This is a genomic window from Kitasatospora sp. NA04385 (assembly GCF_013364235.1).
Taxonomy (GTDB): Bacteria; Actinomycetota; Actinomycetes; order Streptomycetales; family Streptomycetaceae; genus Kitasatospora.
In genome coordinates this window covers 7962975-7985222 of sequence record NZ_CP054919.1, presented here as the reverse complement: position 1 = coordinate 7985222, position 22248 = coordinate 7962975, and the positions used below count along the sequence as shown (strand labels likewise).

Here is a 22248-nt window from a genome sequence, read left to right as displayed (position 1 = left end):
GCCGTCAGTCGTCAGTCGTCAGGAGAGCGGGGTGACGTACGCGCCGGAGATGCCGCCGTCCACCAGGAAGGTGTTGGCGGTCATGAAGGAGGAGTCGTCACTGGCCAGGAAGGCCACCGCGGCGGCGATCTCCTCGGGTTCGGCGAACCGGCCGAGCGGGATGTGCACCAGTCGGCGGGCGGCGCGCTCCGGGTCCTTGGCGAACAGCTCCTGCAGCAGCGGGGTGTTGACCGGGCCGGGGCACAGCGCGTTGACCCGGATGCCCTCGCGGGCGAACTCCACGCCCAGCTCCCGGCTCATCGCCAGCACGCCGCCCTTGGAGGCGCTGTAGGAGATCTGCGAGGTCGCGGCGCCCATCACCGCCACGAAGGACGCGGTGTTGATGATCGAACCCTTGCCCTGCCGCCGCATGTGGCCGATCGCGTACTTGCAGCACAGGTACACCGAGGTCAGGTTGACGTCCTGGACGCGCCTCCACGCGTCGAGGCCGGTGACCAGGATGGAGTCGTCGTCCGGCGGGGAGATGCCCGCGTTGTTGAACGCCACGTCCAGGCTGCCGTAGTGCTCGACCGCCGTGTCGAACAGGGCGCGGACCTGCTCCTCGTCGGTCACGTCGGTGCGCACGAACAGGCCGCCGACCTCGTTGGCGGCCTTGGCGCCGGTCTCCTCGTCGATGTCGGCGCACACCACCTTCGCCCCCTCGGCGGCGAAGCGGCGCACCGTGGCCAGGCCGATGCCGCTGCCCGCGCCGGTGACGACCGCCACCCGGCCGTCAAGTCGCTTGCTCATGTGGCTCATTCCTCCGTGGCGATGAAGACGTTCTTGGTCTCGGTGAAGGCGTGCAGGGCGTCCGGTCCGAGCTCGCGACCCAGGCCGGACTGTTTGAAGCCGCCGAACGGCGTCCAGTAGCGCACCGAGGAGTGCGAGTTGACGGACAGGTTGCCCGCCTCCACGGCCCGGGCGACGCGCAGCGCGCGGCCCACGTCGCGCGTCCAGATCGACCCGGACAGGCCGTACTCGGTGGCGTTGGCGATCCGCACCGCGTCGCTCTCGCCGCGGAACGGGACCACGGCGACGACCGGGCCGAACACCTCCTCGGTGAACGCCCGGTGGTCGGGGGCGATCGGCGCCAGCACCGTCGGCGGGTACCAGAAGCCCGGCCCCCCGGGTGCGCTGCCGCGGAACGCCACCTCGGTGTCGCCGTCCACGTAGGAGGCCACCCGGGCCCGGTGCGCGGCCGAGATCAGCGGACCCATCTCGGTCTTCTCGTCCGCCGGGTCGCCGACCCGGACGCCCCGGACGGCTTGCTCCAGCCGCTGGGTGAACTCCTCGTACACGCTCGCCTCGACCAGGATCCGGGAGCGCGCGCAGCAGTCCTGCCCGGCATTGTCGAAGACGGCGTAGGGGGCGGTGGCGGCGGCCTTGTCCAGGTCGGCGTCGGCGAAGACGATGTTGGCGCTCTTGCCGCCGAGCTCCAGCGTGACGGGCTTGACCTGGGCGGCGCAGCCGGCCATCACGGACCTGCCGACGGCGGTGGAGCCGGTGAACACCACCTTGCGGACGTCGGGGTGGGTGACGAAGCGCTGCCCGACCACCGGGCCCCGGCCGGGTAGCACCTGCAGCACGCCCTCGGGCAGGCCCGCGCGCAGGGCGAGCTCGGCCAGCCGCAGCGCGGTGAGCGGGGTGAGTTCGGCCGGTTTGACGATGACGGTGTTCCCGGCGGCCAGGGCGGGGGCCAGCGCCCAGGCGGCGATCGGCAGCGGGAAGTTCCACGGGACGATCACGCCGACCACGCCCAGCGGCTCGTGGAAGGTGACGTCGAGGCCGCCGGCGACCGGGATCTGTCGGCCGAACAGCCGCTCGGGGGCGCCCGCGTAGTACTCGATGACGTCGCGCGCGTTGCCGGCCTCCCAGCGGGCGTTGCCGATGGTGTGCCCGGCGTTGGCGACCTCCAGGAGGGCCAGCTGCTCGCGCTCGGCGTCCACTTCGGCGGCGAAGCGGCGCAGCAGCCGGGCCCGGTCGCCGGGCGCCACGTTCCGCCAGCTCTCGAACGCCGCCTTGGCGCGGGCGATCGCGGCGTCGGCGGCGGCCCGGTCGGCCAGTTCGACGGTGGCGATCACCTCCTCGGTGGCGGGGTTGACCACCTGGTACGGCTCGGGCCCCTCGGTCACCTGCTCCTCCTCGCTCTCGTTCCCGTTTCCGTTTCCGTTTCCGTCCCGCTTCCGCGGCAGGGCCGGCTCACAGCCGCTCGAAGCCGCGGCGGCGCTCCCAGTCGGTGACCGCGGCGTCGTACGCGGCGAGTTCGACCCTCCCGGCGTGGGCGTAGTGCCGCACGACGTCCTTGCCGAAGGCCTCGATGGCGGCCTCGCTGCGTTCGAACCGGTCGACCGCCTCGCGCAGCGTGGCGGGCACCCTGGGCGCGTCGGAGGCGTACGCGTTGCCGGTGAACTCGTCCTCCAGCGGCAGTTGGTGCTCCACCCCGTGCAGCCCGGCGGCGATCAGCGCGGCCACCGCCAGGTACGGGTTGACGTCCCCGCCCGGCACCCGGTTCTCGAACCGCAGCGAGGCCCCGTGCCCAACCACCCGCAGCGCGCACGTCCGGTTGTCGCGGCCCCAGGCGATCGCGGTGGGGGCGAAGCTGCCCGGCACGTAGCGCTTGTACGAGTTGACGGTCGGGGCGAGCAGCAGCGCGAAGCGGTCGAGGCAGGCGAGCTGCCCGGCGAGGAAGTGCTCCATCGTCCGGGAGAAGCCGTGCGCGCCCTCGCCGGGGAAGACCGGGCGGCCCCGCTCGTCGCGCAGGCTCAGGTGCACGTGGCAGGAGTTTCCCTCGCGCTGGTCGTACTTGGCCATGAAGGTGAGGCTGACGCCCTCCTGGGCGGCGATCTCCTTGGCGCCGGTCTTGTAGACGGCGTGGTCGTCGCAGGTGGTCAGCGCGTCGGCGTAGCGGAAGGCGATCTCGTGCTGCCCGAGGTTGCACTCGCCCTTCGCGGACTCCACCGTCAGCCCGGCCCCGGCCATGCCGGTGCGCAGGCGGCGCAGCAGCGGTTCGATCCGGGCGGTGCCGAGGATCGAGTAGTCGACGTTGTACTGGTTGACGGGCGTGAGGTCCTGGTAGTGCTTCTCCCAGGCCCGCTCGTAGCTGTCCCGGAAGACCATGAACTCCAGCTCGGTGCCCACGTACGCGCTCCAGCCGTAGCCGGCCAGCCGTTCCAGCTGGCGGCGCAGCACCTGGCGGGGCGAGACCGCGACGGGGGTGCCGTCGTGGTGGGCCAGGTCGCACTGGACCATGGCGGTGGCCGGGTGCCAGGGCACCATCCGCAGGGTGGCCAGGTCGGGGGCGAAGACCAGGTCTCCGTAGCCGCTCTCCCAGGAGGAGACGGTGTAGCCGTCGACGGTGTTCATCTCCACGTCCACCGCCAGCAGGTAGCCGCAGCCCTCGGCGCCGCCGCTCAGCACTTCGGCCAGGAAGTACCCGGCGTCCAGGCGTTTGCCCTGGAGCCGGCCCTGCATGTCGGTGACGGCCAGCACGACCGTCTCCACCGCGCCCTCGGCCACCAGCTCCCGCAGCCGCTCCACCGTGAGCCGCGCCTCGGTCATCCGCCCACCACCTCCGCCACCCGGCCAGCCGCGCGCGGACCGGTCCGCCACAGCGACGATGATCCCGCCCCGGGCGCGGACGCACCAGTGTCCGCGCGGGTGTCGCACTTTCCCGATCAACCGTCAGAAGATCGTTCATACCGGCAAGATGACTGTCCATCAGGCCCTCTCCGTGCTCGCCGTCGTGCTCCGCCTCCCCCGTCCGGGGAGAAATCCGATTGCCCCGGCCGGGCGGACCTGCTTCGGTGACGCGTGCCCGTCCTTCCCGCCGCGCCCGGAGCCAGCCGCCCGTGACCTTCCGTCTGACCGCCCTCGCCGATCCCGTCGCAAGCCCCATCGCGCGCCGCCTGGCCTGGCTGGCCTCGGCCTTCGACGGCGCCCCGCTCGGCAGCGCCTTCCTGCGGCTGCCCGCCTCGCCCGGGCAGGCCCACCTCGGTGAACTCACCCTGGACGTCCACCCCGCCGAGCGGCGGCGCGGTGTGGGGTCGGCCCTGCTCGCCGCCGCCACGGCCGCGGCCCGGGCGGAGGGGCGCGACGCGCTGCTCGCCCAGGCGGTCGAGGACGCCCCCGGCGACGCGTTCCTCTCCGCGCACGGTTTCGAGCGGGCCCTCGTCCTCGACTACGCCCGGCTGGACCTGGCCACCGCTCCCTTCCCCGCCGTCCTCGGCTCCGCCGCCGAACTGCCGCCCGGCTACCGGCTGGTCTCCTGGGTCGGCCGCTGCCCCGAGGAGTGGCTGCCCGCCTTCACCCGCTCGCGCACCGCCATGGACGACATGCCGATGGGCGACACCGGGTACGGCCGGGTCGTCTGGGACGAGGCCCGGACGCTGTCGGTCGCGCAGGCCGTCGCCGACCGGGGCGAACTGCTGCACACCGTCACCGTGTCGGAGACCGCCACCGGTGACCTGGTCGGGTTCAGCGAACTGGTACTGCCCGCCGGCCGGTCCGGCGACGCCCAGCACTACGGTACGGCCGTCCAACCCGCCCACCGCAGGCGCGGCCTGGCCCGGGCGATGAAGGCCGAATCGATCCGCTGGACGCGGGCCGAGCACCCCGGGATCACCGGTCTGCTCACCGACACCGCCGAGCACAACACCGGCATGCTGGCGGTCAACCGCGCCCTGGGCTATCGCAGCACCCACCGCTCCGTCGAGTTCCGCCTCCCGCTGTCGTAGCCCGTCCCCACGGCCCGCCAGCCGCGCCGCACCGCGCCCGCCGGGCCGACCCGCCCGGCCCATCAGGCCCATCAGGTCCGTTCAGCTCACCCGGCCCACCACCCCGTCCGGTTCCGCTCCGGCGGGCACACCCGCGCCCGTGCCCGCGCCCGTGTCTGTGCCGGTGTCGGCGGCTCCGGCGGTGGCCCCGGCGGTGGCCGGGGCGATGGTGCGCCTGATCGCCGCGCCGCCGACCAGCGCCGAGCCGACGACGAAGGCGAGCAGGGTGCGCCAGTCCGGTGATCCGCCCCGGGCGAGGCCCTGGACGGCCCAGCGGGCCAGCGCCCAGCCCGTGACGGCCAGGCCGACGGTCAGGAGCGCGGCCCGGCCCGTGCCGGCTGTCCCGTCCTGCGGGCGCATGCGCGCGGCCAGCCGCCGCAGCAGGCCGTCGACCGGGCGCAGCCCGGCCAGCAGCGCGCCGAGCAGCACCGCCAGCACCAGCACCCACACCGGCCGCCAGGCCCACCACGCCCCCGAGCCGACCTCGGGTTCGGGGGCCAGGTCGGTGAGGTAGAAGGCGGCGCCTGCGACCAGCACGGGCACCATGTGCCACAGGTACAGCGACATGCTGGCCCGGCCTAGCGGGTCGACCAGCCGGCCGAGGCGCCGCCGGGCGCTCAGGGCGCGCTCGGCGTGGGGGGCGAGCAGCAGGCACAGGCCGCACTGGGCGAACAGCCAGGCCAGCATCGCCAGCGACGGCGGGTCGGTGTTCGACGTCTCCTCACCGCTGACCAGGACCAGGCTGACCGGGAACGGCCCGAACCCGACCAGTGCCGCGTACCCGGCCGCCCCGCCCGCGGCCAGGGCCGCACCGAACACCGGACGGGCCGTCAGGCCGCCCGCCCGCCAGGCGAAGCCGAGCTGGTAGGCGACGGCCCAGACCAGCAGGTAGTTCAGCAGGCCGACCCGGTCCGCCCAGCCGGTGTCCGCCCCGAGCACCAGCAGGTCGAGCGCCGCTCCCGCGGCGGCGAGGGCCGCGACCGAGCCCAGGCCCCAGCGCCGGTGCAGTGCGGCCAGCCAGGGCGTCAGCGCGCTGATCGCCAGGTACACGGGCAGGAACCAGAACTGCATGGCCAGCGCCCACCCGATCATGCCGAGCAGTGCCGGATCCGCCCCGAACGCCGCCGCGACCGCCAGGCCGCCCAGTGTCGGCACCAGGTACGCGGCGGTGGGCAGCAGCAGCCGCAGAGCCCGGCCGCGGATCCAGCCCGCTGCCGTGCCGCCCCCGGCCCGGCAGCGGTTCCAGGAACCGGCCGCCGCGTAGCCGCCGGCCAGGAAGAACACCGGCATGATCTGGAAGCCCAGGGTCAGCCACTGCGTCCACGGCACGGTCACCATCAACTCGGGTGCCGCCAAGGCGCCGTCAGGTTCCCGCACCAGTGCGGTGATCAGCCAGTGGCCGAGCACCACCAGCACGATCGCCCCCGCCCGCAGCAGGTCCACGTACCTGCTGCGTTCCGTTCCACCGTCCATGATCCTCCCCCGTCTCCTGTGCCGGTCATCATCGCCAATCGCCGTACCTGATCACGCCACCCGGCGCGTTGCGGTTCGGCCACAACCCTCCCGCCGATACGCGCCCCGGGCCGCACCGCGCCGTGGCCGTACGGAGGTACGGAGCGGCGCCGGAACGGCCGGTCCGGAACGTGATCGAGCGGTCAAACCCTGGTCAAGGATGAGGTGGTGGGGGTGGTCGGGGCCCTATCCTGGTGGCGCAACGACAAGACACCTCGTTCGGTGAGGCGTCTTCACGGACACAGGCCACTGATCCCACCCGTCGAGAGACGCTCCGGATCAGGACAGGTCTCCCCGGCCCAAGGGGTGACCCCAAGTGGCTTCCCCGCTGCCGGGGACACGCCGTGGAGTGCCAAAGCTCTGACGAGTTGGGGTGTGCCGGGCCGCCACGGCCCGGTCGCCTGCCGCGCGGCCGCGAGCTGAACTCGTCGGCCAGGACCGGGAGGAGGCGGGATGGACAGCAGTAGTCCGGGGCACAGTCAGCCCCTTCCCGTTCAGTCCTCGCCGTTGTTCCACGGTTCGAGGCAGTTCCTCCTCCACTGATCCCGTGCTCCGCTGACGCCGACCGGCCGGGTGCCGCCGGTCGTCCGTCGTGCCGGCCGCCTGCCGTGCGACCGGTTCGTCGGACCTCCGTCGCCCCGTCCTGCCTCGCCTCGCCGGCACGGCGCCGCAGCCACCCCGGGCCGTAGTCGTCACCAGGTGCCAGGCTCCGCCGGACCGGCTGCTGCCGCCGTGCTGCCCGCCGTACCGCTTCGCCGCTCTTCCCTCCAGCCTGACCGAACGAGGTGCCCGGACCGGGTGCCCGGGCAGGATGGCCGACGGCCGTTGGCGGTGGTCGGCAGCGCGGTGGTGCCGCCGTCGGGCGGCCGTGCGGCTGCCGCTCGCAGGCCCGCCCGGCCGGTCCGGGGCCGCTCCTCGACCGGGGTGTGCCCGCCCACCGGGGGCGCCCGTCGGCCGGAGCGCAGGGTGCAGGGTGCAGGGGAACTGTCGTGAACCGCCTGTCGGCCCCGCTCCGCCGGGGCAGAGGAGGTGTTCCCTGATGGCCACCAACACACTGTTCAGTTCGACCACGGCCCGGCTGCGCGACCGCCGGGTGAACCTCGACCACCGGGCCACGGCCGGTCGCGCCGTGCGTTCCTCCCTCGTCTCGTTGGCCGGGCTGATCGGGGCACCGGTGACCAACCAGGCCGGTGCCGAGGTCGGCCGGCTGGCCGACGTGGTCGCCCGGCTGTACGGCCCGGACCCGTACCCGCCGGTGACCGGTCTGATCCTGCGGATCGGGCGGCGCCGGGCCTTCCTGCCCTCCGAGGCGGTCGGGCGACTCGGTGCCGGGCACGTCCGGCTCCGGGCGTCCCGCGTCGACCTGCGGGACTTCCAGCGCCGCCCCGGTGAGGTGCTGCTGGCCCGCGACGTGCTGGACCACCAACTCGTCGACGTGGACGGCGTGCAGGTCACCCGCGCCGCCGACCTGTACTTCGCGCCGCTGGTGGACCGGGTGGTGCTGGTCGGGGTGGACGTGTCGCTGCCGACCCTGCTGCGCCGGCTCGGACCGCGCCGCTGGCAGGCCCGGCCCACCCCGGAGCGCGTCCTGGACTGGCAGTCGGTCGCCCCGTTCGGCGAGCAGGCCACCGAGGGGCCGGCCGAAGTCCGGCTGCGGGCCTCCCGGTCGGCCCTGCACCGGCTCCGCCCGGCGGACCTGGCCGACATCCTGGAGGACCTCGGCCGCAGCGAGCGGCAGCAGCTGCTGGGCTGGCTGGAGCCCGAGCAGGCGGCCGACGCGCTGGAGGAGATGGAGCCCGCCGAACTGGAGAACCTGCTGCGCGAAGCCAGGCCGGAGCACGCCGCCCGGCTGGTCGACGAGATGGAACCCGACGAGGCCGCCGACGCGCTGCGCGACCTCCACCCGCGCGAGCGGGAGACCCTGCTGGCCCGGATGCCCCACCAGGAGGCCGCCGAGCTGCGCGGTCTGCTGGCGCACCGGGAGGGCACCGCGGGCGGTGCCATGACGACCCGGCTGGTCACGGCCCGACTGGAGCAGACCGTCGCCGAAGTCCGCGCGGAACTGGCCGCGCAGGCCGAGCACCGCACCGAGATCGATGCCGTCGTGGTGCTCGACACCACCGGCCGGCTGGTCGCCGACGTACCGCTGTTCGACCTGGCGGTGGCCGAGGACAGCGCCCTCGTCACCGATCTGGTGGCCTGGCTGTCCCAGTTCGGGCCGCCCGTCACGCTCTCCCCCGACACCCGCCTGGCCGAGGCCGCCGACCGTCTGGTGGCCGCCCGCAAGTCCTCCCTCCTGGTGGTCGACGAGGACGGCCGACCGCTCGGCCGGATCCTCGCCGACGACATCATCGACGCCCTGCTGCCCGAGCGCGGGCGCCTGCACTTCCGGAGGTTCCTCCAGTGAACGCCCGCACCGGCCTCGGCCCGACCGACCCCAACGCTGCCGCCACGGCAGCCTCCTCCACCACCGACCCCGCGCCCGCTGGCGGCTCCGCCACCCCCTCGCTCCCCTCCGGCCGGGCCGTCAGTTCCGTCCCGACCCAGGCGGATTCCGTCGAACCCCCGGCCGCCGCCGGGCCCTCCACCCCGCCACGGCGGCGCGGGCTGCGCCGGATCGCCGCGGTGGCGATGATCGCCGGCCCCGGGCTGGTCGCCGCCAACGCCGGGAACGACGCGGCCGGTATCGCCACCTACGCCTCGGCCGGCTCCCAGTACGCCTACGGCACGCTGTTCTTCATGGTGCTGGTGACCATCGCCCTGGTGATGGTCCAGGAGATGGCCGTCCGGCTCGGCGCGCACACCGGCAAGGGGCTCGGGGCGCTGATCCGCGAGCAGTTCAGCCTGCGGCTGACCGCGCTGGCCGTCGGCTGCCTGCTGCTGGCGAACACCGGCCTGGTGGTCAGCGAGTTCGCCGGGATCGGCGCGGCGTTCGAACTGCTGGGCGTCCCGAAGTGGGCGGTGGTGCCGCCCGCCGCCGTGCTGCTGTGGGCGCTGGTGCTGTTCGGCTCCTACCGGTGGGCGGAGCGGATCTTCCTGGTGATGTCGCTGGCGTTCTTCTCCTATCCGATCGCCATGGTGCTCGGGCACCCGCACTGGGGCGAGGTCGGCCGGAACCTCGCGGTGCCGCACCTGCAGCCGTCCAGTGACTTCGTCCTGCTGGCGGTCGCCCTGATCGGCACGACCGTCAGCCCGTACATGCAGTTCTACGCGGCGGCCGGCGTCGTCGACCGGGGCGCGAAGCCGGAGGACTACAAGCTGATCCGGGCGGACGCCGTGCTCGGCGCGGTGTTCGCGTGCGTGATCAGCCTGACCATCATCATCGCCACCGCCTCGGCGATCGGCGGAACGGGGCCGCTGCAGTCCGCCGCCGAGGCCGCCCGGGCCCTGGAGCCGGTGGCCGGGCCGGGCGCGGAACTGCTGTTCGCCTTCGGCCTGCTCGGTGCCTCGGCCCTCGCCGGGGCCGTGGTGCCGCTGTCGGCCAGCTACGCGATCGGCGAGGCCGCCGGGGTGGAGCGCTCGGTCTCCCGGCGCTTCCGGGACGCACCGCTGTTCCTCGGCGTGTTCACCGCGCAGATCGCCCTGGGCGCGATCGTGGCGCTCACCCCGGTCGACGTGATCCAGCTGTTGATCGGCACCCAGGTCCTCCAGGGGCTGATCAGCCCGATCGTGCTGGTGTACCTGCTGGTGCTGACCAACCGGCGCTCCCTGCTCGGCGCCGCCGCGAACGGCCCGCGCTACCGGATCGCCGCGACCGCGGTGGTCGTCGGGGTGGCCCTGATGTCCACCGTCCTGCTGGTGCAGACCGTCCTCGGCTGGTTCGGCTCGGCCTGACCGCACGCCCCGTCGGGGGTACGTGCCCGGCAGTGCTCGGGCTGCCGCCCGCTCTGCCACCCACGCCCTCGCCCGTCGGAAGCGGCCCGGCCCCGCGTTCCCGGTACCCATGTGTTCCTTCCCTCCCTCGGGGTGTCGTCCCAGCTCATCGGGCCGGCACCCCGTCCGGTAATCCGGTTGTCTCCCGGTGGCCGCCCTGACAGGCTGCCTGTCATGTCCGCTCACGAACCACCGGCGACCCTTGCCGCCTTCTTCACCGATGGCCGTCTGACGTCCGTGCCGCGCAAGCCGGCCCGCCGCGCCGCCCTGCTCCAGCACCTCGCCCGCTCCCTCTTCGAACCCGAGCGCGCGTACAGCGAGCGGGAGGTCAACGAGGCGCTGCTCGCCGTCCACGCCGACACCTCCATGCTCCGCCGCTACCTGGTCGAGGCCCACCTGCTGACCCGCACCCGGGACGGGTCGAGCTACCGCCTGGCCGCCACCGTCCCCGACGCTCCCGAAGACGCCCCGTCAGACGTTCCGGACAGCGCTTCGGACGGCGGCTCGGACGGCGGTCAACCGTCCGCCGCGTAGCGCCAGAACTCCCGCATCAGCGGGGGCGGGGTGGGGCCCGTCATCTCCCGCTGGGTGAGCAGCACCGTCACCAACCCGGTCGACCGCACCACGTGGGCGGCGGTGCCGGTGCCGCCGACCCAGCCGTAGCGGCCCGGCACGTTCCACGGGTCACGCCCGGTCACGTCCACCGAGCCGCCGTAGCCCCAGCCCTGGCCTTCCAGGAACAGCTCGCTGTCCGCCCGCTGGTGCTCCGTCAGGTGATCGGTGGTCATCAGCCGCACCGCGCCGAGGGAGAGCACCCGCCGCCCGTCCTCGGCGCGGCCGCCGGAGCGCAGCATCCGCAGGAACGTGAACACGTCGTCGAGCGTGGACACCAGGCCGCCGGCCCCGGACGGGAACGGGGGCGGGGTGCTCCACTGGCCGTCCGGTGGGTCGACCACCGCCAGCGTGCCGTCCGGGCCCGGGCGGTAGAGCGGGCACAGTCGGTCGGGTGACGCGTGGAAGGCGGTGTCGGGCATGCCCAGCGGATCGAACAGCCGCTCCTCCAGCACCTGGTCGAGCGGTCTACCGGTCGCCCGGGAGACCAGGACGCCCTGGATGTCCGAACAGGTGTTGTACAGCCAGGCGGCGCCGGGCTGGTGGAGCATCGGAATCCCCGCCAGGACGGCCGCCCACTCGTCCGGCGGGGCGACCCGTTGCGGCTGCGGCGGCCCCTGCCCGAGCTCCGCGAAGAGCGGGGCCAGTGCGGGCAGGGTGAAGTCCGCCGGGAAGCCGTAGCCGGCCCGCGACTCCAGCACGTCCCGCACCGTGACGGGCCGGTCGGCCGGGACGGTGTCCGTCACCGGGGCGTGCGGTGTCCGCACCACGCGCCGGTCGGCCAGCTCCGGCAGCCAGCGCTCGACCGGGTCGTCCAGCGCGAGCACCCCGTCGTCCACCAACTGGAGCACCGCCGCGGCCGTGACGGGCTTCCCCACCGAGGCGATCCGCACCGGTGACCCCCGGCCCAGCTCGCCCGCGGCGGCCGTCTCCACCTCCCCCGGACGGGCGACCAGGGCGACCGCCCCGGGCACCGTCCCGTCCGCGACCCGTCGGTCCAGCAGGGCCTGCAGGCCGCCCACACCGACCGGCCCGCTCCCCGCGAACGCCCCGCGCGCCCCGTCCGTCTCACGCATGATGGTCCCCTTTCGTCACCGGTGCCTGATCCGCACCGTCCGCACCTTCTGTCCCTGCTGTAGGAAGTGTGCCCGGCTCCCCCGGAGCATCCACCGGACGATCGAATGCCGTTGGCACGACGATCGGTTGACGAACCATCAGCTGATCGGTTGACCCCGGCATCAACCGGTGGATGCTTTTCCGCGGCACGCGCGCCCGCCGCCGTCCGCCTCCGCCGTTCGGGTGCCGTGCGCGGGTAGCGTGGCCCGCACCCTTGACCGCCGCAGGTCCCGGAGGTGGCGATGTCCGACCTCGTGCTGATGATGTCCGTGTCGATCGACGGCTGCTTCTCCGGCCCCGACGGCGAACTGGACTGGCAGCTCATCGACGACGAGCTGCACGAGCACTTCAACCGCAGACTGGCCGCGATGAGCGGCTTCCTCGACGGCCGCGTCACGTACCAGCTGATGGCCGGCTACTGGCCCACCGCCGACCGGGACCCGACCAGCACCCCGCCGGTGGTCGAGTTCGCCCGGATCTGGCGGGAGATGCCGAAGACGGTCTTCTCCCGCACCCTCGACCACGCCGACTGGAACACCACGATCGCCCGCACCGTCGACCCGGAGGCGATCACCGCCCTCAAGTCCTCCTCCGCGTCCGACCTGGCCGTCGGCGGCGCCGCCCTCGCCGCCGAGTTCCGCCGGCTGGACCTGATCGACGAGTACAGCCTCTACGTCCACCCGGTGGTGCTGGGCCGCGGCCGCCCGCTGTTCCCGCCCGCCGACACCCGCACCAACCTGGTGCTCGCCGAGACGCGCACCTTCGACAGCGGCGTCACGCTGCTCCGCTACCTGCGCCGCTGACCCGCCCCGGCGGCGCCCCGCTCCGCTCGCCCGGACCGAGGCCGAGCCGACCCCGACCGATTCGACCCCGCCCCCGAGCTCGACCCCGACCCCGACCGAGCCGACCCCGGCCGAGCCGACCCTTGCCGGTTCGACCGGACCCGACCGGAGCCGAAGGAGGCACCCGCAGCACACCTGACACCCGTCCCGTCACGGCGAGCCCGAGCCCGCCGGCTTCGACGCGCCCCCGGACTCCCCGCCCGGACTCGCGGGCCCCGACCCGCCGCCGGAAGCCCCGCCGGAGGCCCCGCCGGAACCCGAACCGCCCGGCGAGGCCGGTCCGGACGAGCCGGAGTGCCCGGGAGAGCCGGAACCACCGGACGCCGGTGCCGACGACGCTCCGGACGAGGGCGCCGAGGAGGAACCGCCGGACTGCGTGCCCGGGCTGGAATGGCTGCCGGAGGAGCCCGAACCGGACGCACTGGGCGAGGCCGATCCGTCGTTCCCGCCCGTGCCGCCCACGGGGCGCTCGAACTGGCGGCCCGTCGTCTGGTCCACCAGCACGATCTGGTTCACCGGCGCCGGTGCGGGCTGCACCGTCACCACCCCGTTCGGGTTGAAGGAGGACCATGCCGTCCCGGTGTACGTACCGCCCGTGCCGCTGGGCGGCGTCAGCGGGTTGCCGCAGGCGCAGCGCACCCGCGGCACGCCCTGGCTGTCGACCAGCACGGCCGTCCCGGACTGCAGGACCGCCTGGTAGGGGGTGGCCTGTCCGTTCTGGTAGCCGTGGTTGGTGACCCTGGTGTCCTGGCGCAGCACCACGGGCGTCAGGCCGTTCAGGTAGCCGTCGATCTGCGAGCTGTCGATGCCCTCGACCCCGGCCCAGGCCCGGGCCTTGTCACCGTTGGCGTCGAGGTACCCGGAGAGTTTGGGCACGTCGCAGCTGGCCGTCTCGCGGGTGCCGCCGTACAGGCCGGGCTGGCCCCCGTTCACGGTGCCGCCGGACGCGCTCGGGCTCCCGGCGGTGGACGGGGCCGTCGTGCTGCCGGACGCGGCGGAGCCCCCGTCGGCCGGGGTCGAACCGCTGGGCGAGGCCGAGGAGGGCGCACCGCCGTTGGCGACCGAGTCGGTGAAGGGTTCCTGCCCGGACGCGGACACCGGCTGCATCTCCACGGCCTGCGCGCTGCCGCCGCCCGACCCCCCGGTGGCGACCAGGCCCAGCGCGATGCCCAGCCCGGCGACCAGGACCGCCCCGGCGAGCACCGGCCCCTTCCGCCACCACGGCTTCCCGCCGCCCCCGCCGCCCCCGCCGGACGAAGCCCCGCCGGGCGGCCCGCTGCCACCCGCCCCCGACCCGCCACCGACCGACGAACCGCCCCCACCGGGCGGCGGCGTCCCTCCGAGGCGCCCGACGGACGCAGCCCGCCCGCCGACAGCGGCCCGGACGGCGGACCCACCGGCCCGACCCCGCCCGCCCCGGAGGACGGGGGCGAGGACGGGGACTGCGACGCACCCGCCGCACCGGCGCCTGCCCCGAACGCACCACCCGCCCCGGCAGCCGCCGCACCCGCACCGCTCCCGGTCGGCGGCCGCACCACCTCGGTGGGCTGCGGCTCCGCCGCCGACGCTCCGCCGCCTCCGGAACCGGGCCCGCTCGCACCGCGTCCGCCGCCCACCCCGCCCGCCCGGTCCACCAGCTCGGTCGGCGCCCCCTCGGCAGCCTCCGGGGCCGCCGGGGTCTCCACGACCTCGGTACCGTCCGCGTTGACCACGCCCGGCCCGACCACCTCCGTCGGAGGTCCGCCCGTTCCGCCCACCACCTCGGTGGGGCGGTGCGGCGGCGGGGCCTGGGCACCGTCGTTCTCGTTGTCCGGCTCTTCGGGCTGCCGGGGTTTCGGCTGATCAGTCACGGGACTGCCTCCCGGTCGGACTCCCCCGAGTCCACGTGCGCACCCACCATTGTCCGCCCGCCCCTCCGAACCCGCCGCCCCGAACCCACCCCTCCGAACCCGCCCCTACGAACCCGCCGCCCCGAATCGCACGGCACCCCACGCCCCGCCCCGGCAACCCCCGCGGCAACTCGCCGTCCGTTGCGGCCTGTCGGAAGCTGGAAAGGTCGGTCGGTCCCGGCCGGCGCCGGGGGGATCGGGCTCGAAGGGCCGGTGAGACGCGTGGCTGGTGCCGCCACTCCTGCGAACCCCCGCACGCCCTCGCCACCGCCGTCCCCTGGCCCGACGGACCGGGTGGCCGCGCCCGTGTCCGTGCTCGTCTCCGCGCTGGTGACGGTGGTGGGCGCGCTCGCGGCGATGGCGGTGGTGGCCGCGCTCGGCCTGTGGCTGGCGGGCGCGGACCGGTTGCCGGGCGGCGGTTTCGGCCCGGTGCTGGCGGCGACGCTGCTGCTGGCGCTGGGCGCACCGGCGCAACTCGACGGCAGCGCGGCCTTCGTGGCGACCGCGCAGGGCGGGATCTCGGCGATGCCGCTGTCGGTGACGCTGGTGGGCGCGCTGGTGGCGGCGTACCTGTTCCTGCGGCCGATGCGCCGGCACGCGGTGGTGGGCGGGCGACTGCTGCTGGCCCGGGTGCTCGCGCTGGCGGCGGGCTGGACGGTGGCGGTGCTGCTGCTGTCGGCGGCGGCCCGGCACTCCTTCACCGTGTCGACCGGTGATCCGCTGCTCGACGAACTGGGCGGGGCGTTCGGTGCGGCGCCGACGGTGGGGTTCCGGGTGGATCCGGGCCCGGCGGTGGGCTTCGGCCTGCTGTGGTTGGCCGTGGTGGTGCTGCTGGCACTGGCGGCCTCGCGCCGGGCGCCGCTGCCGACCCGCCTGGTGCGCTGGCACGGCACGCTGCGGCCGACGGTGCACGCGGTGCTGGCGCTGCTGCTGGTGTACGTGCTGCTGGGGCTGGTGGGCGGGTTGGTGGGGGCGGTGACGAGCAGCGAGCCGCGCCAGGCGCTGGCGGTGGTCTTCCTGGGCCTGCCGAACCTGGCCTGGATGGGCTTCGGGGTGGGCCTGGGCGCGTCCTGGCACGGCCACGTCACGAACAGTCTGGGCCTGCCGTTCCCGCACTCGCTGGCGGCGGTGCTGCACTCCGGTCAGGACGTGACGCTGAACCTGGGCGCGCTGGCGGAGCAGAACGGCTGGGCGTGGCTGCTGCTGCCGCTGGCGGCGCTGCTGGTCCTGGCGGCGGGCGTGGTGTCGGCGGTCCGGACGCGTCCGCCGCTGCCGGTGTGGCGGTCGGCCGTGCAGTGGGCCGTGGTGCTGGCGCTGGCGGTGCTGGCGGTCGGTCTGGTGACCCGGGTGTCGGCGGTGTTCGGGCTGTCGTTGCTGGGCCTGGGCGGCGGCGGGCGGACGGTGCTGGAGCCGAACCTGCTCACCGCCGTCCCGATCGCCGCCGGCTGGGGCGCGCTGGCCGGCCTGCTGGGTGCGCTGGCCGCCCGCCGGGGCTCTCGCGGCGGGGCCCCGCCCGGCACCGCCGCGAAAGCCCCGGCGGGCCGGACGGAACCCTGACGCCCTGAACGCCCCTGTGCTCGCGCGCGGAACCCGGGGCTCGGTCGGTCGCGTCAGCCGCGTCAGCCGTCGATGCGGTGCTGCGTCCAGAAGGACGTCAGGTCGACCGTGGTCGCGGCCTGCGCGGCGGCCTTGAACTCGGCGGTGGTGGAGATCCCGTACCAGTGCGCCGCCGCGTAGTCGTGCAGCAGTTTGGTCATCGCGGTGTCGCCGATGGTGCGGCGCAGGTCGTGCAGGGCGCACTTGCCGTAGCCGTAGACGACCGTGGAGTAGCGGGAGGAGTGGGCGTCCCAGTAGGCCATCGAGTTGCTGATCTTCTCGGCGGAGGAGGCCCAGGAGGTGCTGTTCCAGCAGTTGGTGCCGGTCTTGCCCTGGGCGAGGTCGGTGGCGTAGTCGGTGAACGCCTCGTCCAGCCAGGGGTTGTTGTACTCGTCGTCGCCGACGATGCCGTACCACCACTGGTGGCCGATCTCGTGGGTGAGCGCGGTGGTGGAGACCAGGTCGAGGACGAAGCCGGGGTACTCCATGCCGCCGAACCAGAAGTTGTTGTCGATGACCGCGTCGAGTTCGCCGTAGGGGTAGGCGCCGAACCGTCCGGCGTGCGCGTCGACGGCGGACTTGGCGGTGCTCAGCATGGACTGCGCGTCGCTGGAGCTGATGCCGCTGACCGAGTAGACGTTGACCGCGGTGCCGGCCGCCGAGCTGCCGGATATTTTGCTGAACGGTCCGGCGGCCCAGGCGAACTCGCGGACGTTCTTCGCGGTGGCCGTGGTGACGGTCCGTCCGCTGCTGCCGGGGGTGTCGACGGAGCTGCCGGTGGCGGGGACGAGCAGGCTGCTGGGGTGGTCGAGGGTGACGGTGTAGTCGGAGGCCAGGGTGTAGAAGGACTCACCGTTGTTGGTGTAGGGGTCCAGGTGCCAGCCGCCCGCGTCGCGCACCGCCAGGACGGGCAGCGCGTTGCCGATGAAGGCGAAGGCCCCGTCGCGGCCGAACCGGTCGGCGCCGGAGGGGACGGCGATGGACAGGTCGAAGCCGAGGCTGCCGCTCTGGCCCTGGGCGAGCGGCGCGGGCAGGGTGACCTTGAGCGCGGTGCAACCGACGCTGAGCGCGCCGGCGGTGCCGCCGGTCAGGTTGCTGACGGTGACGGGCGTGCTGGGGCAGCTGCCGTGGGCGTTGTCCCAGAGCCGTAGGTAGACCTCGGTCAGCGGGGTCGCCGAGGGGTTGGTGAAGCCGATGCCCTGGTGCCCGGTCCAGGTGGCGCCGCTGGTGTCGCTGCTCAGGCTGACGGTGTACCCGGTGGGGACCGGGGCGCGGGTGGCGTCGGTGGTGGGCGGCGTGGTGGTGCCGCCGGAGACGTCGAGCGCGAAGTCGTCGAGCACGAAGCTGGTCTGCAGGCTGGCGTCCTCGACGCCGCTGAAGGCGAGGCTGACGGTCTGTCCGGCGTACGCGGAGACGTCGAGCGTCTTCTTCACGTAGCCGGCGGCGGCGTCCAGGTTGGAGTAGGTGGCGAGGGTGGTGCTGCCGAGCTTCGCGGTCAGTTTGTCGTACGCCGTGGTCTTGGTGGTCTCGGCGGTGTCGACGTGCAGCCAGAAGCTCAGGGTGGCGCTGGTGCAGCCCGCCGGGAGGGTGACGGTCTGCGCGAGCGTCTCGGTGTGCGCCGAGCCGTAGCCGTTCAGCCAGGCGAAGGACGTCCCGCCGTGGGCGCTCTGCCCGCTCTCGCTGGTGATCACGCCGCTGGACGAGGTCCAGGGCGAACTTCCGGACTCGAACCCGCCGTTCACGACCACCTGGGCCGGCGTGCAGGCGGCGGCCTGCGCGACGGTGGCGGTGGCGGTCACGGTGCCGGCGGCGACGAGCACGGTGGTGCCCAGGACGGCGACGGCGCGGGCTGCGAGGGCGCGGAGTCTGTTGCTCATGGTGCTCCTCTCGGTCGCCAGGGTCTGTGGGGGCCCTGGCCGAGGGGCAGACTGCCAGCAAACACCCGACTTTGAAAGGTGCATGCCACTGATCGTTACGCCCTGGAAACGAGCGGAAACCTTCAGGGTTCGAACACCGGCCGCGCCCAGGCCGGCGGCTGCGGCGGCCGGTCAGCCCCCGGGGCGACCGAGGGAACGGCCTCCGGGACGATCCGCGGAGCAGCCGGGGGAGCCTCCCGGGACGCGGGGCGCGGAGCGCTCCGCACCTCCGCCGCCGCCCGCAGCTCCGCGACGAACTCCAGGCAGCTCCCGTACCTGTCGTCACGGCGCTTGGCCATCGCCCGTTCCAGCACCGCCGCCACCCCGGCGGGCAGGTCCGCGCGCTGCTCCCGGACGTCCGGCGGCGGGTCGTTGAGGTGGGCCCAGAGCAGCGCCAGGTCGTCGTCGCGCCGGTAGGGCGGGCCGCCGGTGAGCATCTCGAACACCACGCAGCCCAGGCTGTACACGTCGCAGCGCCCGTCCACCGGTCTGCCGGAGATCTGCTCGGGGGCGACGTAGTCGAGGGTGCCGACGAACTGGCCGACGCTGGTCAGGCCGGTCAGCGAGAGCGACTTCTTGGTGAGCCCGAAGTCGGTCAGGTAGGCGTGCTCGGGGCGGTCGGGGTCGGTGCCCTCGGCGATCAGCACGTTGCCGGGCTTGACGTCCCGGTGGACCAGGTCGTGGGCGTGCGCGGCGTCCAGCGCGCTGGCCACCTGGACGGCGATCCGCACCGTCTGGGCGCCGGTCAGCGGGCCCTCCCGGTCGAGCAGGGCGCGCAGGTCGCGGCCGCGCACGTAGCGCATGGCCAGGTAGAGGACGCCCTCGACCTCGCCGGCGTCGTACACCGGGACGATGTTCGGGTGGTCGAGCGACGCGGCGATGTGCGACTCGCGGACGAAGCGCTGCCGGAAGGTCTCGTTGCGCGCGAGTTCGGGGGCGAGCAGCTTGACCGCGACGGTGCGGCCGAGCCGCAGGTCCTCGGCGCGGTAGACCACCGCCATGCCGCCGCGGCCGAGCACGTGCTCCAGCCGGTAGCCGGCCAGCGTGCGCCCGTCCAGCTCACCAGGTTCGGCGGCGGCCAGCGACGGCGGCTCGGGCCGTTCCCCGGGCACCGGGTCAGCTCCGCCCGTCGCGGTCGGCGGGGGCGTAGGTCTGCAGCTGGGCGGCGTCGCAGTAGTACCAGCGGCCCCGGTCGAGGTCGAGCAGCCAGGCGTCCGAGCCGTCCAGCACCGCGCCGAGCCGCAGGTCGCGGGTGCCGTCGCGGAAGGTCTCCAGGTCGATCCGGCCGGCCGCCCACTCGTCGACCAGCCGCCGGTAGGTGGCCAGCGAGCGTTCCAGTGCGGCGAGCAGCGGGCGCGGGTCGTCGGTGGTGGCGAGCGGGGCGCCGGTGGCCGGGGGGCGTTGCGGGAGGGCGACCAGCAGGCGTCCGTCGACCCAGGCGCTCCAGCCGTTGGAGCAGACGATCCGGGCCCAGTTGCCGTTGGACTCGGCGAGCGCGACCGGCAGCAGCGCGTCGAGCGGCACTCCGGCGGCGGCCGGGTCGGGGGCGGTCCAGGTCGGCAGCCCGTCGGCGGGGACGACGTGGGTGGGCCGGAACCCGTCGGGCGGGCCCATGCGCTACCGCCGCATCACGGCGGGTTCGTGCCGGCGCAGCAGCCGGGCGACGACCAGTCCGTAGGCGACGGCCAGCACGATCAGCATGCCCATGTCGAGCAGCCAGACGCCCTGCCGGTGCGCGAACAGCGGGTCGTCGGTGAGCGTGCCGGGCACGGTGGTGTGCAGGTCGATGGTGGCGGCCATGGCACCGAGTGCCCAGCGCGAGGGGATCAGCCAGGACAGCTGGTTGAGCACCGGGATGTGGTCGAGTTGCAGCAGCGCCCCGCAGAACACCACCTGGACGATGGCGACCAGCACCAGCAGCGGCATGGTCACCTCCTCCTTCTTGACCAGCGCGGAGATCAGCAGGCCGAGCATCATCGCGCTGAGCGAGAGCAGCACCACGGCGAGGGTGATCTCCAGCAGCGGTGGCAGGAACACCCCGCTGCCGCCCTGCGGTCTGAGCTGGACGCCGATCAGCGCGACCATGGTCAGCACCACCGCCTGGACGGCCGTGACGGTGCCCAGCACGACGACCTTCGAGCACAGGTACGCCGATCTGGACAGGCCGACGGCGCGTTCGCGCTGGTAGATGGTGCGTTCCTTGACCAGTTCGCGCACCGCGTTGGCGGCGCCGGTGAGCACTCCGCCGACGCACAGGATCAGCAGCGCGTTCAGCGCGGTGTCCTGGTTCAGCCGGCTGCCGGCCAGGGCGTGCGCCATCGCGCCCATGACGAACGGCAGCGCGATCATCACGGCGAGGAAGGTCCGGTCGGCGGCGAGCGCGCTGGCGTACCGGCGGCACAGCGTGCCGACCTGGCCGAGCCAGCTCCGCGGCCGCGGCGTCGGGGCGGGGACGATCTCGGCCGCCGGCTGCTCCCGCTCGGCGGGGGCGAGCGCGCCGGGCCAGTCGCCGGGGCCGCCGGCCGGGCCGCTGACGTACTTGCGGTAGGGGGCGGAGGCCCGGAACTGGCCGGCCCAGTCGCGGTCGGTCTGGTTCTCGAACGCCTCGAAGGCGTCCGGCCAGTGCGCGAACCCGAAGTGCTCCAGCGTCTCGCCGGGCGGCCCGTACCAGGCGATCCGCCCGCCGGGGGCGAGCAGCAGCAGCCGGTCGCACAGGTCGAGGCTGAGCACGCTGTGGGTGACCACGATGACGGTCCGTCCGTCGTCGGCGAGGCCGCGCAGCATCTGCATCACGGACCGGTCCATGCCGGGGTCGAGCCCGCTGGTGGGCTCGTCGAGGAACAGCAGGGACGGTTTGGTGAGCAGTTCCAGGGCGACGCTGACGCGCTTGCGCTGGCCGCCGGAGAGGCTGGAGATGACCTGGTCGGCGCGCTTGCCGAGGCCGAGCTCGTCGATCACCTCCTCGACCCGGGCGGCCCGTTCCTCGGGCGCGGTGTCGTCGGGGAAGCGCAGTTCGGCGGCGTACGAGAGGGCCTTCCGGACGGGCAGCTGGGTGTGCAGGATGTCGTCCTGCGGGACGAGGCCGATCCGGCGGCGCAGTTCGGCGTAGTCGCGGTAGAGGTCACGGCCGTCGTAGCGGACGGTGCCGCGGTCGGCCGGGCGCAGTCCGGTGAGCGCGTTGAGCAGGGTGGACTTCCCGGCGCCGCTCGGTCCGGCGACCGCGAGCAGGCACTTCTGCCCGACCGGGAAGGTGACCTGGTCGAGCAGGGTGCGGCCGCCCTCGACCTGGACGGTGAGGTCCTCCACGTCGAGGTCGATGTCGCCGGTGTCGACGAACTCCTGCAGTTCGTCGCCGACCAGGCAGAACACCGAATGGCCGATTCCGACCAGGTCCCCGGGCCCGACGGGGGCCTCCCGCACGGACTGGCCGTTCAGGTAGGTGCCGTTGTGGCTGCCCAGGTCGGCGATCCGGTAGCCGCCGCCGGGTTCGGCGCGCAGTTCGGCGTGGTGCCGGGAGACCGACAGGTCGCCGATCACCAGGTCGTTGTCGGCGGCCCTGCCGATCCGCACCACCCTGGTCGGCAGCGGCATGACACTGGACGGCGGCCGGTGCGAGCCGGTGATCGCGGTCAGCCCGGACGGGCGGCCGCCGGGCAGCGGGTGCACGGCGGTCGGCTCGGGCAGCGCGCTGAACGTGCAGCGCGGTCCGTCGCCGGGACTTCCCAGGCAGAGCACGGTGCCGGGCTCGATCTCCAGGTGGACGACCCGGTGGCCGTCGGCGGCGTAGGTGCCGTTGGTGGAGCCCGTGTCGTCGACGATCCAGTGGCCGCCGCCGGCGTGCAGTTCCGCGTGGTGCCAGGAGACCCGGGGGTCGGTCAGCACGATGTCGCTGGTGGGGTCACGTCCGAGGGCGTACCGGCGGCTCGGGGTGATGACCGTCGAGTCGCCACCGGATTCGAGGACCATTTTCGGCGCGGTGAGCGCAGCCTCTCGCTCTCCCATACGTCGATGCTAGACCGCGCGGCGAGCACCCGCCCGGGGGGCGGTTTTCGGCCCTTCGGGTGACAGTGGGAAGCGGTCG

At 74.2% G+C, this 22248-nt stretch carries 16 protein-coding genes and 1 riboswitch; of the genes, 6 read left to right on the top strand and 10 right to left on the bottom strand.

Annotation, left to right across the window (positions count from 1 at the left end):
* Positions 1-18: 18 nt before the first annotated feature.
* The 3 genes from HUT16_RS35400 to HUT16_RS35390 form a co-directional block, all read right to left on the bottom strand.
* Complete coding sequence (locus HUT16_RS35400; RefSeq protein WP_176192091.1) at positions 19-798, bottom strand: 3-oxoacyl-ACP reductase; 780 nt, start codon at positions 796-798, stop codon at positions 19-21.
* Positions 795-2171: an aldehyde dehydrogenase gene (locus tag HUT16_RS35395; protein ID WP_176192090.1), complete on the bottom strand. Its 1377-nt coding sequence runs from the start codon at positions 2169-2171 to the stop codon at positions 795-797. The genes HUT16_RS35400 and HUT16_RS35395 overlap by 4 nt, the downstream gene beginning before the upstream one ends.
* A 67-nt stretch (positions 2172-2238) precedes the next feature.
* Complete coding sequence (locus HUT16_RS35390; RefSeq protein WP_176192089.1) at positions 2239-3597, bottom strand: glutamine synthetase family protein; 1359 nt, start codon at positions 3595-3597, stop codon at positions 2239-2241.
* A 290-nt stretch (positions 3598-3887) separates the two neighbouring features.
* Here HUT16_RS35390 and HUT16_RS35385 point away from each other — a divergent pair, with 290 nt between their 5' ends.
* Positions 3888-4772 (top strand): GNAT family N-acetyltransferase, encoded by an 885-nt coding sequence (locus tag HUT16_RS35385; RefSeq protein WP_176192088.1) that lies wholly within the window; start codon positions 3888-3890, stop codon positions 4770-4772.
* An 81-nt stretch (positions 4773-4853) separates the two neighbouring features.
* Here HUT16_RS35385 and HUT16_RS35380 read toward each other — a convergent pair whose 3' ends face one another.
* Positions 4854-6284 carry an acyltransferase gene (locus HUT16_RS35380; protein WP_176192087.1) on the bottom strand — a complete coding sequence of 477 codons (1431 nt, stop codon included), beginning with the start codon at positions 6282-6284 and terminating at the stop codon, positions 4854-4856.
* Between the two features lie 246 nt (positions 6285-6530).
* Positions 6531-6703, top strand: a riboswitch (M-box (ykoK) riboswitch).
* 659 nt (positions 6704-7362) lie between these two features.
* Between HUT16_RS35380 and HUT16_RS35375 the strand changes: the two genes are divergently transcribed.
* The 3 genes from HUT16_RS35375 (at position 7363) to HUT16_RS35365 (ending at position 10730) form a co-directional block, all read left to right on the top strand.
* Entirely contained in the window at positions 7363-8730 is a 1368-nt protein-coding gene (locus HUT16_RS35375) for a CBS domain-containing protein (protein ID WP_176192086.1), read from the top strand.
* Entirely contained in the window at positions 8727-10157 is a 1431-nt protein-coding gene (locus tag HUT16_RS35370; RefSeq protein WP_254898149.1) for an NRAMP family divalent metal transporter, read from the top strand. The genes HUT16_RS35375 and HUT16_RS35370 overlap by 4 nt, the downstream gene beginning before the upstream one ends.
* A 213-nt stretch (positions 10158-10370) precedes the next feature.
* Complete coding sequence (locus HUT16_RS35365) at positions 10371-10730, top strand: DUF2087 domain-containing protein (RefSeq protein WP_176192085.1); 360 nt, start codon at positions 10371-10373, stop codon at positions 10728-10730.
* Here HUT16_RS35365 and HUT16_RS35360 read toward each other — a convergent pair.
* Positions 10712-11884, bottom strand: coding sequence for a serine hydrolase (locus HUT16_RS35360; protein ID WP_176192084.1), 1173 nt, complete (start codon positions 11882-11884; stop codon positions 10712-10714). The genes HUT16_RS35365 and HUT16_RS35360 overlap by 19 nt on opposite strands.
* 282 nt (positions 11885-12166) lie before the next feature.
* Between HUT16_RS35360 and HUT16_RS35355 the strand changes: the two genes are divergently transcribed.
* Positions 12167-12727, top strand: a complete 561-nt coding sequence (locus HUT16_RS35355; RefSeq protein WP_176192083.1) for a dihydrofolate reductase family protein — start codon at positions 12167-12169, stop codon at positions 12725-12727.
* A 189-nt stretch (positions 12728-12916) separates the two neighbouring features.
* Here HUT16_RS35355 and HUT16_RS35350 read toward each other — a convergent pair whose 3' ends face one another.
* Entirely contained in the window at positions 12917-13969 is a 1053-nt protein-coding gene (locus HUT16_RS35350) for a DUF6777 domain-containing protein (RefSeq protein ID WP_176192082.1), read from the bottom strand.
* 992 nt (positions 13970-14961) lie between these two features.
* Between HUT16_RS35350 and HUT16_RS35345 the strand changes: the two genes are divergently transcribed.
* Complete coding sequence (locus HUT16_RS35345; RefSeq protein WP_176192081.1) at positions 14962-16212, top strand: streptophobe family protein; 1251 nt, start codon at positions 14962-14964, stop codon at positions 16210-16212.
* A 62-nt stretch (positions 16213-16274) separates the two neighbouring features.
* Here HUT16_RS35345 and HUT16_RS35340 read toward each other — a convergent pair whose 3' ends face one another.
* From HUT16_RS35340 to HUT16_RS35325, 4 genes are all read right to left on the bottom strand, one after another.
* Complete coding sequence (locus tag HUT16_RS35340) at positions 16275-18128, bottom strand: M1 family metallopeptidase (protein ID WP_176192080.1); 1854 nt, start codon at positions 18126-18128, stop codon at positions 16275-16277.
* 122 nt (positions 18129-18250) lie between these two features.
* On the bottom strand, positions 18251-19279 hold the full coding sequence (locus HUT16_RS35335; protein WP_176192079.1) for a serine/threonine-protein kinase: 1029 nt from the start codon (positions 19277-19279) through the stop codon (positions 18251-18253).
* Between the two features lie 4 nt (positions 19280-19283).
* A complete protein-coding gene (locus HUT16_RS35330) occupies positions 19284-19781 on the bottom strand; it encodes a hypothetical protein (RefSeq protein ID WP_176192078.1) in 498 nt (165 codons plus the stop codon).
* 3 nt (positions 19782-19784) lie between these two features.
* Entirely contained in the window at positions 19785-22169 is a 2385-nt protein-coding gene (locus tag HUT16_RS35325; protein ID WP_176192077.1) for an FHA domain-containing protein, read from the bottom strand.
* Between the last annotated feature and the right edge of the window lie 79 nt (positions 22170-22248).

Excerpts from the sequence above, each read along its gene's own strand:
- HUT16_RS35340 (WP_176192080.1), bottom strand. The coding sequence starts at position 18,128 with ATGAGCAACAGACTCCGCGCCCTCGCAGCCCGCGCCGTCGCCGTCCTG.
- HUT16_RS35380 (WP_176192087.1), bottom strand. The coding sequence starts at position 6,284 with ATGGACGGTGGAACGGAACGCAGCAGGTACGTGGACCTGCTGCGGGCG.
- HUT16_RS35325 (WP_176192077.1), bottom strand. The coding sequence starts at position 22,169 with ATGGGAGAGCGAGAGGCTGCGCTCACCGCGCCGAAAATGGTCCTCGAA.
- HUT16_RS35355 (WP_176192083.1), top strand. The coding sequence starts at position 12,167 with ATGTCCGACCTCGTGCTGATGATGTCCGTGTCGATCGACGGCTGCTTC.
- HUT16_RS35365 (WP_176192085.1), top strand. The coding sequence starts at position 10,371 with ATGTCCGCTCACGAACCACCGGCGACCCTTGCCGCCTTCTTCACCGAT.
- HUT16_RS35400 (WP_176192091.1), bottom strand. The coding sequence starts at position 798 with ATGAGCCACATGAGCAAGCGACTTGACGGCCGGGTGGCGGTCGTCACC.
- HUT16_RS35390 (WP_176192089.1), bottom strand. The coding sequence starts at position 3,597 with ATGACCGAGGCGCGGCTCACGGTGGAGCGGCTGCGGGAGCTGGTGGCC.
- HUT16_RS35330 (WP_176192078.1), bottom strand. The coding sequence starts at position 19,781 with ATGGGCCCGCCCGACGGGTTCCGGCCCACCCACGTCGTCCCCGCCGAC.
- HUT16_RS35360 (WP_176192084.1), bottom strand. The coding sequence starts at position 11,884 with ATGCGTGAGACGGACGGGGCGCGCGGGGCGTTCGCGGGGAGCGGGCCG.
- HUT16_RS35375 (WP_176192086.1), top strand. The coding sequence starts at position 7,363 with ATGGCCACCAACACACTGTTCAGTTCGACCACGGCCCGGCTGCGCGAC.